Raw genomic sequence first — 13112 nt, forward strand, 5'->3', positions numbered from 1 at the left:
TGTTGTTGTTTAAAACAAAAACTCCATTCGATTGGATAAACAACAGAATGGAACATCAAATGAAAATATTTTCAGTTGCATCCCTACGTTGGCATTATCCAAATCAGGTTCCGGGTATAATCTCAGCCTGGCTTCTACGAGGCACCCCGTGCTTTTGCGTTTGCAAATATATTTAAATCGTTTTCAGGAGAAAATTTAAAAAGCGGTGATCATCGTTCTTCAAATTCTATCAATACTCAATAATGATTAAGGTGATGTTATTTTAAAGATTGTCAAACGTAAATAATCATAGTTTGTCATGCATGGCTTAAGCCTGTGCAGCTTTAGTTGATTCTGCCGGAAAGTTTATGAAAGCGTTTGATTGATGTCGTTATTCAGAAGCAACAGGGATCACCCGAATAGAGTTGCAGATGACAGCACTTCTTACTTCGCTAGTTTAATTGCGGTGTTTAACCGATCTGCCACATTATCCCAATTGATTATTTGCAGCATTGTATCCACAAAATCCGCTCTCTTGTTTTTGTATTTAAGATAATAGGCATGCTCCCAAACATCTACCACCAGCAAAGGAATGACACCCCATTGCGTAAGTCTTTCATGATTTTCACATTGCAGTATGGTAAGTTTATCCGAATAAGGCTGGTAGCCTAAAATACCCCAGCCATTGCCATCAACATCTTTGGATGTTTTTGCCAAATACATTTTCAATTTGTCGTAACTGCCAAAATCTTTTTCAATTCGCTTTAGCAATTCGCCGCCAGGGTCAGTCTTCTTATTTGTTAAGTTTGTCCAGAAGATGGTATGCAGCACATGCGAGGAAAAATGATAGGACAGTTTTTTGGTCCAGTAATCAACCGTCTCCAGGTTATTTTCATCCATTGCTTTGCGGATTTTTTGCAGATCAACGTTTGCCGCTTTTACAGCCCCGCCATGATGAAAAGTATGATGCAGGTAAACGGTTTCTTCATCCATATGGGGTTCGAGAAAATTTTTGTTATAAGGCAGCGACAGGTGCTGAAAATTGCCGTTCGCATCTGTCAATTTATCCAGGCCATTTTCTTCATAATGCTGCGCCAATACAGAATTAGTGGGTAAAATGCTGGTAGCTGCTAAAACACCTGAAGCTGAAATAAATTGTTTTCTATTCATATCATTTGTTTAAAAAGGATACCCAGGGCTGCACCAATCAGTATGATGTACGGCTCCCGGATTCTGGTAATGTAAATTAAAACAAATACCGTGGCAGTCGCTATTAAAGCCGTGGGAATGTCGACAATAGTTCTTGTAGCCATTACTACTACTGCACCCGCCAATGCACCGATTACCGTTGCCGTAATTCCATCTACAAAGGCTTTAATACTTTTATTGCCGGCTATCTTTTTAAAATACGGGGCGGGCAAAATCGTAAACAGATAGCAGGGAAGAAATGTTGCCAATGCTGCGACACAGGCGCCAGGAAAGCCAGCCACTAAATAACCAATAAAACCAACGGTGATAACCACAGGGCCAGGTGTGATCATCGCTACTGCCACAGCATCCAGGAACTGTTGCTCGGTGAGCCAGTGATTTTCCGCTACCACTCCGCTGTGAAGAAATGGAACGATAGCCAACCCACTTCCAAAAACAAAAGCTCCCGCCTTTGTAAAAAAGAGGGCTATTTTACCAAGCACACCCATTTCATAATCCCAAAATCCAATTTGCAGGAGAACGATTGAATTAGCTGTTTTATTGGTCAACCATTTTGGCGGCGCCTTCATCAACATATAGAATAAACCCGCACCTACGAATAAGAGGATTTCTTCCCTTTCTATTGCAATGGTTATAATTGCCGACACTATAAAAAAGAGCCATAACAAATAGTTCTCTTTTAAAGATTGCAGGTTAAACCTTCCCACTGATTTTGTCGTGAGTTTGTAGCAACTCATGGAAATAATACCGATTACCGCTGCGCCGACTCCATAAAAAACAGCCTGCATCCAGGGCAACCCGCCATACAATTTATAAGCAATGCCCAACACCACCACCATCAAAAATGAAGGCAATACAAATGCAAGCCCCGCCAATGTTGCCCCGGCAACCCGGTAATGAACAAAGCCAAGATAAATTGCTAATTGTGCTGCCAGTGGGCCCGGCGCTAATTGGGCCAACGCCAAACCTTGTTTATACTCGTCTTCGGAAATCCAGTTGCAATCTTCAACCAAATCGCGGTGCATATAGCCTACCAGGGCCACCGGTCCTCCAAAACCATTGGTGCCGAGTTTCAGAAAATAGATTATCAAATCCTTCAGCGAATAGTTGGGTGTACCGGTGTTCATACTTTTAAATCAGGGTTCCAGCTGTGACGTTCATCAGAAACATATTTTGCCCAACTGTACAGGGCGTCATACATTTTCATTCCGATTCTTAACATTTCGTGATCATCAGGTATGTTATAAGAGAGGCCTGCTGAAATGGCCCATAATCCTGCAGCTTGCGGTGCCAGATCAAAACGATCAGTATCCGCTCCACGTACAATAATGGCCAACCGCAACAAAGCCGGATCGGCCAGTTGATGCTTTTTAATAAAAAAATCAAAAGTGCAAAACTCTCCGTCGTGTGAATATTCCACGTTTGGAATGTCATAGGGTATTGCGTCCAGTTCTTTTGACCTTGCCAGCACTTCGTTTACCGGCACATAGACAAATTCAGCGTCCTTGTCTACAAAATTTTTAATGAGCCAGGGACAGGCAATCCTGTCTATTTTAGGTCTTGCTCTTGTTATCCATTTCATGTCAGCCAGTTTAGAAAGCAAATATGCTTTGGAATTAAGGCCTGGAAATAGAATGCATTTAACCTTTTGTACGTGATTGATCTTTTGCTAAATCTTTTTTATATGCTGAAGGGCTTTTCTCAAAATGCTGTTTGAAAATTCTTGTAAAATGACTTTGGTCGGAGAAACCCGTGAGGTAAGCTATTTCGGTCAAAGAATAGCTCGTTGTCTTCATTAACTCAACGGCTTTTTCAATACGCAACTTTCTTATGTATTCGCCAAATGAAAGGTTGTTGAAATACCTTGAAAATTCCCGGGATAGATAGGAAGGATGTATATCCAGGCTTTTTGAGATGTCAGTTAAAGTTAAATTAGTATCCACCTGGTCCTGTATTATTTGTTTCAGCTCTTTTACCCAATCAGGTGTTTTTCTTTGCGCAGCTTTTTGTTTGATGAATTTATTGAAGACCTCAATGAACAAATGGTCAACAGGGTTCTGTGTATGCTTTTCTTTTTGCAGATGCCTGGCCCAACTGTACAAGGCATCATAAATCATCATTCCCTTTTCAAGTAATTGGTAATCGTCTTTGATGTTGTAAGCCAAACCCGCCGAAATGGCCCACAGGCCGGAAGCCTGGCTGGCGATATCGTGCCTGTCAGTGTCTGCACCTCTTACAATTACTGCTAAAGTATGTAAGGCTGCATCTGTGAGTTGATGTTTTTCAAGAATATAATCAAATGTGCATTTGTCCGCATGATGCGAGTACTCTACGCCGGGAATGTCAAAAGGTATTGCTGACAATGCATGGGCCCTTTCTGCTACCTTATCTGCCGGCACATAGATGAATTCAGCTTCTTTATCAACAAAGTTTCGGATCAGCCAGGGACAAGCTATCCTGTCGACCTTTGGTCGCTCTCTCGTAATCCATTTCATAATAGCCGATTAAACTTTGAAATTACGACAGGCTGGAGACATAGACCCTAAAAACAAATGACCATTAAATAAACAAAATAATTTTTCCGCGGATCCAACTCTGTAAAAGCCCTTTGTTAATCTTTCAAAATATCGGACAGCGAAATAGAAGAGACAACTTCAAAATGTAATCCCTTTTAAAATGTATAACAATCCATACAGCCATTTCAGTTTAAAGATTACCCACGCCACAAGTGCCACCGCAAGTAACCAGGCCAGGATGACCAGCAGCATGGATAGTATTTTATCATCCTGCTTTTTCATTAATCCTCCACTCTTTTTAGCCTGAGGGTCGTAACCGGTGAGACGATGAGCGGAAATTTTTCCACCACAACATTGCCTGGATCCAGGCCGAAGCCCCGCTCTTCGGAAAGACTTATCTCCTTGATATTAAAATGAAGCTTCATCATTACCCTTTCCCAAAAGGGCAATTCATTATCCTGGCTCAGGTATTTTTCCAGCACGACGAACTGGAAATCGCCGATTACGTTCATTTTCTCCAATGACTCATATCGGCTGGCGACGTTGACCTCCTTATTCATGACAAGGTCCTCTACGACCTTTCGAAACATAAGATTGATGCGCGGCTGTACCCGAAAGCCCAGTCTAAATTCCACCCGGATGATATCATTGGGAATGATATGCGTCACCACATATTCGGATGTATAAGGATCATCCAGCGTATCCACATGCACGAACCAATAAATATCGGCTCTTTTGGGCTTCTTGTTTAAAATGGAATAAATAATCTTGTGTTCAATCTCCTTCGGATTATCGGCACTGGTGAGATAAACCAGGTGCGTGGCGTATTTAGGTACCGAACGGTCATTACTCAATTCCTGGATCTTCGGAATGTAGTGCTCAAGACGCACAAACTCCACATAACGGTTCTTAATTTTCCGGGCCTTGTACCAATTATACATCACCAGGAACAAAAGACCTCCAACCAGCAGGGTCACATATCCGCCATGAGAAAATTTATCCATATTGGCGTATAAAAAGCTGAATTCGATAGTGAAGTAAACAGCGAGATAGAGATAGATTAAACCCGACCTGACCCGGTGAACAACCAGGTAATTGGCAAAAAGAATAGAAGTAGCGATCATAGTTACTGTAATGGCCAGACCATAGGCGGCTTCCATATTGGAAGCTTTCTGGAAATACAGCACAATGCCTATACAACCCGCAAATAATAAAAGATTAGCGGCAGGCACATACAATTGCCCTTTTGCTTCCGTCGGATAATTGATCTTCATCTTTGGCCATAAGTTCAAACGCATGGCTTCACTGACCAGCGTAAATGAACCCGAAATAAGGGCCTGGCTGGCAATGATGGTGGCAGCAGTAGCAATGGCGATCCCAAAAAAGATAAACCAATGCGGCATGACGCCATAAAACGGGTTAAAGCCTGATTCGATCATATCCGCACTGATCAGTTTGCCGCTGTGGTTTTTCAGCAACCATGCGCCCTGCCCGAGATAATTAATAATAAGACAGGATTTTACAAATATCCACGAGTAACGTATGTTCCATTTGCCGCAATGTCCCAGGTCAGAATACAGCGCTTCAGCACCCGTTGTACACAGGAATACACCTCCCAGGATATAGAATCCTTGCGGATAGGTGATCAACAGTTTAATGCCATAATAAGGATTGAAAGACTTCAAAATGGATAAATCATCAAAGAAATGCACAACTCCCAATGTGGCAAGCATAACAAACCATACTGTCATTACCGGTCCGAAAGATCTTCCGATAAATGCTGTCCCGAATTGCTGGACAAAAAATAATACCGACAAAATCCCGATCACTATATAAATAACCGTCCACTGACTGATATCGTGCAGCGCAGGCACCTGTTTTAATCCTTCGATAGCTGATGTAACAGATATAGGAGGAGTGATCATTCCATCCGCCAGCAAAGCGGCACCTCCCATCATGGCGGGTATGACCAGCCATTTCCTTCGTCTCCTGACTAATGCAAACAGCGAAAAAATGCCGCCTTCTCCCCTGTTATCCGCCCGCAGGGTGAGAATCACATATTTTATGGTGGTCTGGAGTGTAAGTGTCCAGATGATAAGGGAAAGAGCCCCCGTGATCAATTCTTCTGTAATCGTTTTCCCGCTGGTAATAGCATTCAGCACATAAAGAGGAGATGTGCCTATATCGCCATAAATAATTCCCAGCGCAATTAAAAGACCAGCCAGTGTAACACGATTATGCGAAGACATCTGTTTTTAAATTTGGCGCCAAATGTAGAGCCGGTTGTGATGGCTGGCTGCAATGAGTCATAAATCTTTATAAAATCTTTATGCCGCCGGAAAACAGACTTGAACAGTAAGCAGGGATGACTTTACTTTTGTACATTGATTTCCATGAACAGATTTTTATTTCCGACGTTTAGCAAGAAGCAACAGTATTTGTACAGCATTGCTTTTATTGTTTTAGTTTCTGTCGTATGTTTCGGATTGTCGGAATGGGTGGGCTATAGAGTGATAGCTTTTATCCTGTTGCTTTCGGTATCATTGCTGGCCATCATTTTTGATATCCTGCCCGTCTTGGTTTCAGCAGCGCTGAGCGCCTTTATCTGGAATTTCTTTTTTATACCGCCCCGCTTTACCATTCATGTGCATGCGACCGAAGATGGCATCCTGCTGATCATGTATTTTGTGATTGCTATCATCAATGGCGTACTCACGTATAAGATCAGGCAAATTGAAAAGATGGCACGGTTAAAAGAAGAGAAGGCCAACAGTGTCAAACTATATAATACCATTCTGAATTCTCTCTCACATGAGCTTCGGACACCGATTGCTGCCATCATCGGGGCAACGGATAATTTGCAATCGAATCCTTACCTCACAAAAGATAATAAGGAAGAATTGATCGGGGAAATTTCGAAAGCCGCATTACGATTAAATGCGCAGGTTGAAAACCTGCTCAATATCTCACGGCTTGAATCGGGTCATATACAACCGAAGTATGATTGGTGTGATGTAGTGGAGCTGGTTTTTGCCACCGTAAAAATAGTAGAGGAAAATAACCGGGGACGAAAGATTGCCATTCACATTAATCCTGACCTGCCACTATGCAAAACAGATAAAGGCATGCTCGAACAGGTGATTTACAACCTGCTCAATAATGCAGCCATCCATACAGCTTCTCATTGCCAGATCAGCATAGCAGCCAGTTGCCATGCCGACCTGTTGCAACTAATCATTGAAGACAATGGCGAAGGATTTACTGCAATTGCGATGAAAGATGCTTTCGATAAATTATCCCGTTATAAAAACCCTAAGACATCCGGTTCCGGTCTTGGGCTTTCTATTGTAAAAGGATTTACCGAGGCATTAGAGGGAACGGTTGACCTGGAAAAACCCGCGGGCGGTGGTGCTCGATTTATCCTTTGCTTTCCTGTAAAAACAAACTATTTTAACGTACCCGCAAATGAATAAAGCCGAGATATTAATCATTGACGATGAACCACAGATCAGGAAGCTGCTGGAAATTACTTTGCAGAGCAATGGTTATACCTGCAGGCCTTCAAGCACTGCCAAAGAAGGACAAATACTTGCAGCCAATCATCCGCCAGCCCTGATATTGCTGGATCTCGGGTTGCCTGACGAAAACGGCCATATTGTTTTGCAAAAATTGCGGATGTGGTACACCAATCCGATTATTATACTTTCTGTTCAAAAGAATGAACAGGACATTATCAAAGCACTGGATAATGGAGCCAATGATTACTTATCGAAACCTTTCCGCACCGGAGAACTGTTGGCCCGGATACGTTCAGCTCTGAGAAATGCAGCAACAGAGGATGGCGACACGGTGCTGAATTACCAGGGACTCGAAATAGACCTCAACGCCAGGACGGTTAAAAAAAATAAGCAATTGGTTAAACTGACCTCCACCGAATATAACCTGCTTGCTTTGCTCGTTAAGAATGAAGGAAAAGTATTGACACATCAGTACCTCCTGAGAGCCATCTGGGGACCAGGTTTTATTAATCAATCACAATATTTAAGAGTGTTTATCGCACAATTGAGAAAGAAAATTGAAGATGATCCCAATCGTCCCGAATTTATATTAACAGAGTCGGGAGTAGGTTATCGATTCTTTGTGAATGCAGCGATGTAAATTCCTGGTCTGCGTCAGCCTTTTGCTACGAAAAAAGAGCCAGCTTGTGCTGACTCTTACGCAAGAGTTGACTTGAAAAACTTCAGCTTGATTTTTAAGATTCGTTATTTTCGGTTTCCAGCTCAGCTTCCCAATTAATATCATTTTCAGCCAGCGAGGAAAGACCGGCATCGGTTGCTTCTTCTTCTTCCAGTGTTGTCTTTAAAATATCGGCTACTTCGGGCTGACCCATCGCATTGGCAAGTGTAACCAGGCCTCCATAAGTAGCGATTTCGTAATGTTCCACTTTTTGTGCAGCGATAATGATGGCAGCATCCCGCGTCATACTGCCTTCTTCTGTTTCTTCTAAAACGGAGTGCCCTTCTTTTATTAGTCCTTCCATAGCATCGCATTTTTTTGCCTGGGGTTTTTTCCCCATCAGTTCGAATATCTGTTCGAGCCGTGTAACGTGTTCTTCGGTCTGAGTTGTATGGACGCCTATTGCATCCTTCAACTGTTGAGTGGTAGCGGCCTTATTCATTTTAGGCAGTTCCTTGCTGAGATGTTTTTCGGCCCAATAAATGTCTTTTAAACTGTCCGTGAAATATTTTTCCAATTGTGAGCCGGGTTGAATAGCGGATTCGCTATTCGTTCTTTTCTTCGCAACCACCGGCCGGGCTTGTGTTTTTGTATTAGGCATAGCATTTTGTTTTTGAGAGTAAGAAAAATTATAACAACAAGGAATCAAAGCATATGCCATGTATAATGGAGTTTAAAACAAATAGCTCTTTGTGCTATGGGGTGGTTATTACCCAGTACGAAATAAGTGACTGTGAATTTTGTTACTGGCAGCCGGCAAAGCGGATATCGCTCAATAATCCGACCGGTCTTAAACTATTGGCGGCTGGATCGCTTATTCCATGACAGTTGAACTCCCGTCCCGCCATCTTACGGCCCTGTTTTATCGTCGGCCAGAGGCCTGCCGTGTAAAATATTGTTATATCCTGTGTTGTTCAATTCTTAACGTTTTTCCCCAGAAGGGTTGCAATGATCGCATCATATTCCTTACGGGTAATTTCTCTGAGCGTAGTGAGGTCAGGTTCAAAATCCACATTCCTGCATTTTTCCATGAATGCGATTTTAGCGCTGTCTCTTCCAGTAGCTTCCAGTGTAATTTTTCTTCTTCTTTTTGCTCCATTCTTTTTATCCATTGCAGTAACAACAAAGTAAGGCATAATTAAGGGGTAGTGGTTTTAGCGGCGCAAGGTAAAAAGCACTACGCTAAAATGAAATCGGATTTTTACGTAGTGAGATTAATTTTACATCAATGAAAGAACACTTTAGCGCATGTTGCCTTCTTATATCGTAGTGGACTCGTGAGGCACGAGGCCGGGAGACAGCGTGTTAATAAGGTTACATTACATGCAATGCAGATTATTCTATTGGCAAATAAATCAAAGAATATGTCAAGTATTGCAGATGTTGTTGTGGCCGACAAAAATCTCAGCACTATGTTGAGAGGCATAAAAGCGGCAGGACTGGAAAAATTAGCCAGCGGCGAACTGAACTGCTGAAGCCGGAGAATAAAGCTAAACTAAGGGAATTCTCAACTAAAATCTTGTCTTTAGAGCTTTGTTGTTTGTTTTATTTTCCTTCAATGTGATAGCAAAAGCGGTCATATTGAATTAATGGCTTATTAAATTATTCCGTTGTCACGCCGTCAAATTCTGCCCCTTTAGTTTCAGCTTCTTTTTTGGTAGAGCGGATTATTCCGTCTTTGTGATGAGCAGGAGAATAAATAGTATACATTTTTAGCTCTGCAGCCCGATCAATATTACTGATATTGTGTTTTGCACCAGCCGGGACAACAATGGCATCCCCTTCTTTTATTTCGTATTCATTACCATCGATGATACATTTTCCATGCCCGGACTCAATGCGAAAAAACTGATCATTATCAGGATGAGTTTCTTCGCCGATCTCTTCGCTTGGCTTTAGACTCATGAGCACAAGCTGGCTGTGTTTGGACGTATACAACACTTTGCGGAAATTGGAATTGCTCAAGGTCGCTTTATCGATACTGATTCTGAACCCCTTCATGGTTTATTTTTTTGATTATTAGGACTAGCAAACACAGACGAAATATGACGATTTCACCTACCTGATCAACCAGGTGGTAATCTTCTCATAAAAAGGCATTCCAACATTCATCCATTAGAAAAGCAACATTTCATGCAACCAAAAACTATCCCGGATTTTTATAGCACTTTTCTACCCTGGATAATCCTTGCTAATATTGCAATAACGGCAATAACAAGCAGGACATGAATGAACCCACCGGCATTAAATACGAAGAATCCCAATAGCCATCCAATAATGAGGATAACCGCCATGATATAAAGTAAATTAGTCATAAACTTTATTTTAATAGTAAGGTATGCTATAATCAGCCGGATTATAATGATAGATTTCCTGGTCTGCCATGATTGAAATCATCATGCTGCTGAGATAAAATAAATATGGTCAACCTTCAGGACTGCTCTTAAAACTTTTATTGCCGAAAATTACATTCGCTATAGTGCCTCGCTTTCTTACTATGCTATTTTTTCGCTGGCTCCCCTGCTGATTATCACTATTTCGTTATGCGGATATTTTTTCGGCAGGCAGGCGATGGAAGGAAAAATATTTTCAGAAATACGCACTATTGTCGGTGATGTTGTCGCCATGCAGATTCAGCAAATGATTCAGCATATTGTTTCGGCTCAGGATTCTTTTGTTGTAAAGGCTATAGGAGTCATTGCCATTGTGCTTGGTATTACAGGCGTTTTTACAGAAGTGCAAAACTCTATCAATCGTATCTGGAACCTTAAAGCCAAGCCGAAACTTGACCGGGGAAAATATCTTATTAAAAGAGCTATTTCTTTTGCGATCTTCAGCATCATTGGTTTTATGCTTGTTTTATCATTAATAATCAACTGGCTGATTGATATATTTGGCAATTACCTGGTTCATTTCTTTGCAGGTGCCAGTGTTTATATGGTATTTGCCATTAACCGGGTTGTTGTAATCGCTATTGTAGCGATCTTGTTTACTTTCATGTTCAAATATCTTCCTGACGGTAAAGTGAAATGGAAAGATGCGATAAGAGGAGCTGTGTTTACTTCAATCTTCTTTATGCTCGGCAAAGCGGGCATCGGTTATTATCTTGGTTATTCTCATATAGCTTCCATGTATGGAGCCGCAGGAAGCCTGGTTGTTCTTCTTCTTTGGACATATTACTCGAGTGTCATCATATATTTCGGGGCTACATTTACGAAAGTGTATGCGTCTCTGTATGGAGGAAAAATTATTCCCCGGTCCTATGCTATTTATTTAGATACGAAAGAGGCTGCCAGCTGAAGCCCGGGCTTTTTTACCGGCAGACTTTCTGAAACTAAGATAAGATTATAATGAGCCTCCATTATGAAGAGTTTTTAATCGTCAATTACCTGATGAAGTAAAAGTATTTTAGCCAAAAAACGATCACCAGTTGTTACCGCCTGCAAAGAATAAGCTGATCTTCAGGAAATGGAGGCATGCACAATTTGTTCAATATCCAATTTTCGCATAGCCATAAAGGCTTGCGCTGCCTTGCCTGCTTTGGCCGGATCACTCATGATCTTGTTCAATACGGTGGGGATGATTTGCCAGGATACACCGAATTGATCTTTCAGCCATCCGCACATGCTTTCTTCCCCGCTTTCAGTCAGCTTTTCCCAGTAATAATCTATTTGCTCCTGTGTTTCGCAATGGATGGTTAATGATACACCTTCGCTAAAACTAAAGTTGTGTGACCCGGCACTTTCCATCAGCATAAATTTCTGGCCATTTAAAGTGATCTGCGCATGTTTTACCTTGCCTTCCTCATCCGGCGATTCATTAGCGCCATAGCGAAGGACGCCGTCAACCCCGGTGTTTTTGAAAATAGAAGAGTAATGTGCTATGGCTTCGTCCACCCGTCCATATTGTTTCCCGGCAAATAGCAGGCAAGCTGTTATCTTCTGACCCACGTCACTTATTTTACCGAGGGCAAGCTGCCATGAAATGCCGTACTTATCGGATATCCATCCATACTTTTCGCTCCAGGGATATTTGTCCAAAGGCATCAACACCTTTCCTTCCTTACTAAATGCATTCCAGATGCGGTCAAGTTCCGTTGCGTTTTCGCAGATATAATAAAACGAAATGGAAGGATTGGGTTTGTACATAGGCCCTCCATCCAAAAGCGTGAAGCTTTGTCCAGAAATTTCAACGCTTGTTACGATGGGCGACTGGCTTGTAATTTTTGCATTGGCAAAAACAGAGCAGTACAATGCAGCGGCTTCTTTTGCCTGCCCGTCGAACCAAAGACAGGAAGTTATTTTCTCATTCATTTTTTATGATTTGATAGCAAAGAAATAAAAGTATAGGATCGGTGAATAGAATAAAAACGACATTATGGCTTTTTTTTCAAACCTGACCTGAGATAATCATTGGGTGTGGTTTGTGTGAACTCTTTGAATGAACGGATAAAATGGCTTTGATCGGCAAAATCGTTATCGTAAGCAACATCTGAAAGCTTATCAAACTTCTTGCTCCTGAGTTGCGCAAAGGAAAGTTGAAACTGGCAGATGCGCCTGTACTGGTTTGGGCTGACACCTGTATATTTTTTAAAGATCCTTTGAAAGGTCCTTTCATTAAGATTCAATTTATTCCGTATGGCGGATAAGATTTCCGTATCCGGGTTGCACAGGATCTCATCCGTGGCATATTTAATTATTTCGCATTCCCTGCCCTGTTGCTGCAACTGGTGAATTAATAAACTATCGAGCACCTCCACCTTGCTCTGCGTTGATCCTGCATAAATCAATTGCGTTCTCAGCGCATTTGTTTTATGAGGATTCCAGGTGCAAAGGTCAACAGGGACCTTCACTAATTTCATGGCAGGTATATTAAATATACTCGCCAGTACAAATGGTTTAAAGAAACAGGCGATAATGGTTGTATTGTTATTAATCGTCCAGCAATCTGGCGGGATAGATTTTCCAAACAGGGTTAATTGCCTGACGTGTTCATTTCCTGCCTGATCTTTTTCCGTCCGGCAGAGTAAAGCAGGCATGCCATTGGTGAAAAGCGGCAGTCCGGGCGGGCCTGCTTCAGCAAATCCTTCCAGTATCAAAACCGTTCTGACATATGCTGACAGTAACTGAGGTGGTTGTTGGTACCAGTATTTCATTTTGCCTGATGTATGTT

15 protein-coding genes and 1 riboswitch are annotated in these 13112 nt (G+C 41.9%); of the genes, 3 read left to right on the forward strand and 12 right to left on the reverse strand.

Going from position 1 to position 13112, the window contains the following annotated elements; all coding sequences use genetic code 11:
• Positions 1-63: 63 nt before the first annotated feature.
• A riboswitch (TPP riboswitch) is annotated at positions 64-159 on the reverse strand.
• Between the two features lie 264 nt (positions 160-423).
• From ACFEL9_RS04140 to ACFEL9_RS04165, 6 genes are all read right to left on the reverse strand, one after another.
• The gene (locus ACFEL9_RS04140; protein ID WP_385886386.1) at positions 424-1149 is read right to left on the reverse strand and encodes a superoxide dismutase; all 726 of its coding nucleotides are present in this window, start codon (positions 1147-1149) and stop codon (positions 424-426) included.
• The gene (locus ACFEL9_RS04145; RefSeq protein ID WP_385886388.1) at positions 1146-2315 is read right to left on the reverse strand and encodes a chromate transporter; all 1170 of its coding nucleotides are present in this window, start codon (positions 2313-2315) and stop codon (positions 1146-1148) included. Before ACFEL9_RS04145 ends, ACFEL9_RS04140 begins: the two co-directional genes overlap by 4 nt.
• Complete coding sequence (locus tag ACFEL9_RS04150; RefSeq protein WP_385886390.1) at positions 2312-2770, reverse strand: chromate resistance protein ChrB domain-containing protein; 459 nt, start codon at positions 2768-2770, stop codon at positions 2312-2314. The genes ACFEL9_RS04145 and ACFEL9_RS04150 overlap by 4 nt, the downstream gene beginning before the upstream one ends.
• 58 nt (positions 2771-2828) lie before the next feature.
• Positions 2829-3683, reverse strand: coding sequence for a chromate resistance protein ChrB domain-containing protein (locus ACFEL9_RS04155; protein ID WP_385886392.1), 855 nt, complete (start codon positions 3681-3683; stop codon positions 2829-2831).
• A 159-nt stretch (positions 3684-3842) separates the two neighbouring features.
• On the reverse strand, positions 3843-3986 hold the full coding sequence (locus ACFEL9_RS04160) for a hypothetical protein (RefSeq protein WP_385886394.1): 144 nt from the start codon (positions 3984-3986) through the stop codon (positions 3843-3845).
• Positions 3986-5953: a KUP/HAK/KT family potassium transporter gene (locus ACFEL9_RS04165; RefSeq protein WP_385886395.1), complete on the reverse strand. Its 1968-nt coding sequence runs from the start codon at positions 5951-5953 to the stop codon at positions 3986-3988. Before ACFEL9_RS04165 ends, ACFEL9_RS04160 begins: the two co-directional genes overlap by 1 nt.
• 144 nt (positions 5954-6097) lie before the next feature.
• On the opposite strand from ACFEL9_RS04165, the gene ACFEL9_RS04170 reads away from it, so the two are divergent.
• Together ACFEL9_RS04170 and ACFEL9_RS04175 are read left to right on the forward strand one after the other, a co-directional pair.
• Positions 6098-7177, forward strand: coding sequence for a sensor histidine kinase (locus tag ACFEL9_RS04170; protein ID WP_385886397.1), 1080 nt, complete (start codon positions 6098-6100; stop codon positions 7175-7177).
• Positions 7170-7862: a response regulator gene (locus ACFEL9_RS04175; protein WP_385886399.1), complete on the forward strand. Its 693-nt coding sequence runs from the start codon at positions 7170-7172 to the stop codon at positions 7860-7862. Before ACFEL9_RS04170 ends, ACFEL9_RS04175 begins: the two co-directional genes overlap by 8 nt.
• A gap of 94 nt (positions 7863-7956) precedes the next feature.
• On the opposite strand, the gene ACFEL9_RS04180 is transcribed toward ACFEL9_RS04175, so the two are convergent.
• From ACFEL9_RS04180 to ACFEL9_RS04195, 4 genes are all read right to left on the reverse strand, one after another.
• Positions 7957-8541, reverse strand: coding sequence for a YciE/YciF ferroxidase family protein (locus ACFEL9_RS04180; protein ID WP_385886401.1), 585 nt, complete (start codon positions 8539-8541; stop codon positions 7957-7959).
• Between the two features lie 313 nt (positions 8542-8854).
• Positions 8855-9076, reverse strand: a complete 222-nt coding sequence (locus ACFEL9_RS04185) for a hypothetical protein (RefSeq protein WP_385886403.1) — start codon at positions 9074-9076, stop codon at positions 8855-8857.
• A gap of 466 nt (positions 9077-9542) precedes the next feature.
• Positions 9543-9941 (reverse strand): cupin domain-containing protein, encoded by a 399-nt coding sequence (locus ACFEL9_RS04190; protein ID WP_385886404.1) that lies wholly within the window; start codon positions 9939-9941, stop codon positions 9543-9545.
• Between the two features lie 158 nt (positions 9942-10099).
• Positions 10100-10255, reverse strand: coding sequence for a lmo0937 family membrane protein (locus ACFEL9_RS04195; protein WP_385886406.1), 156 nt, complete (start codon positions 10253-10255; stop codon positions 10100-10102).
• A gap of 139 nt (positions 10256-10394) precedes the next feature.
• Here ACFEL9_RS04195 and ACFEL9_RS04200 point away from each other — a divergent pair, with 139 nt between their 5' ends.
• Positions 10395-11240, forward strand: a complete 846-nt coding sequence (locus tag ACFEL9_RS04200; protein WP_385886606.1) for a YihY/virulence factor BrkB family protein — start codon at positions 10395-10397, stop codon at positions 11238-11240.
• Between the two features lie 161 nt (positions 11241-11401).
• On the opposite strand, the gene ACFEL9_RS04205 is transcribed toward ACFEL9_RS04200, so the two are convergent.
• Together ACFEL9_RS04205 and ACFEL9_RS04210 are read right to left on the reverse strand one after the other, a co-directional pair.
• Positions 11402-12253, reverse strand: a complete 852-nt coding sequence (locus tag ACFEL9_RS04205) for a VOC family protein (protein WP_385886408.1) — start codon at positions 12251-12253, stop codon at positions 11402-11404.
• 62 nt (positions 12254-12315) lie between these two features.
• Positions 12316-13095 carry a helix-turn-helix domain-containing protein gene (locus ACFEL9_RS04210; protein WP_385886409.1) on the reverse strand — a complete coding sequence of 260 codons (780 nt, stop codon included), beginning with the start codon at positions 13093-13095 and terminating at the stop codon, positions 12316-12318.
• Positions 13096-13112 lie beyond the last annotated feature (17 nt).

It is taken from the genome of Terrimonas alba, from assembly GCF_042434975.1.
GTDB classification, from domain to species: domain Bacteria; phylum Bacteroidota; class Bacteroidia; order Chitinophagales; family Chitinophagaceae; genus Terrimonas_B; species Terrimonas_B alba.

Coding starts and splice junctions, on each gene's coding strand:
- ACFEL9_RS04205 (WP_385886408.1), bottom strand. CDS start 12,253: ATGAATGAGAAAATAACTTCCTGTCTTTGGTTCGACGGGCAGGCAAAA.
- ACFEL9_RS04140 (WP_385886386.1), bottom strand. CDS start 1,149: ATGAATAGAAAACAATTTATTTCAGCTTCAGGTGTTTTAGCAGCTACC.
- ACFEL9_RS04185 (WP_385886403.1), bottom strand. CDS start 9,076: ATGCCTTACTTTGTTGTTACTGCAATGGATAAAAAGAATGGAGCAAAA.
- ACFEL9_RS04170 (WP_385886397.1), top strand. CDS start 6,098: ATGAACAGATTTTTATTTCCGACGTTTAGCAAGAAGCAACAGTATTTG.
- ACFEL9_RS04165 (WP_385886395.1), bottom strand. CDS start 5,953: ATGTCTTCGCATAATCGTGTTACACTGGCTGGTCTTTTAATTGCGCTG.
- ACFEL9_RS04190 (WP_385886404.1), bottom strand. CDS start 9,941: ATGAAGGGGTTCAGAATCAGTATCGATAAAGCGACCTTGAGCAATTCC.
- ACFEL9_RS04180 (WP_385886401.1), bottom strand. CDS start 8,541: ATGCCTAATACAAAAACACAAGCCCGGCCGGTGGTTGCGAAGAAAAGA.
- ACFEL9_RS04155 (WP_385886392.1), bottom strand. CDS start 3,683: ATGAAATGGATTACGAGAGAGCGACCAAAGGTCGACAGGATAGCTTGT.
- ACFEL9_RS04160 (WP_385886394.1), bottom strand. CDS start 3,986: ATGAAAAAGCAGGATGATAAAATACTATCCATGCTGCTGGTCATCCTG.
- ACFEL9_RS04175 (WP_385886399.1), top strand. CDS start 7,170: ATGAATAAAGCCGAGATATTAATCATTGACGATGAACCACAGATCAGG.
- ACFEL9_RS04150 (WP_385886390.1), bottom strand. CDS start 2,770: ATGAAATGGATAACAAGAGCAAGACCTAAAATAGACAGGATTGCCTGT.
- ACFEL9_RS04195 (WP_385886406.1), bottom strand. CDS start 10,255: ATGACTAATTTACTTTATATCATGGCGGTTATCCTCATTATTGGATGG.
- ACFEL9_RS04145 (WP_385886388.1), bottom strand. CDS start 2,315: ATGAACACCGGTACACCCAACTATTCGCTGAAGGATTTGATAATCTAT.
- ACFEL9_RS04210 (WP_385886409.1), bottom strand. CDS start 13,095: ATGAAATACTGGTACCAACAACCACCTCAGTTACTGTCAGCATATGTC.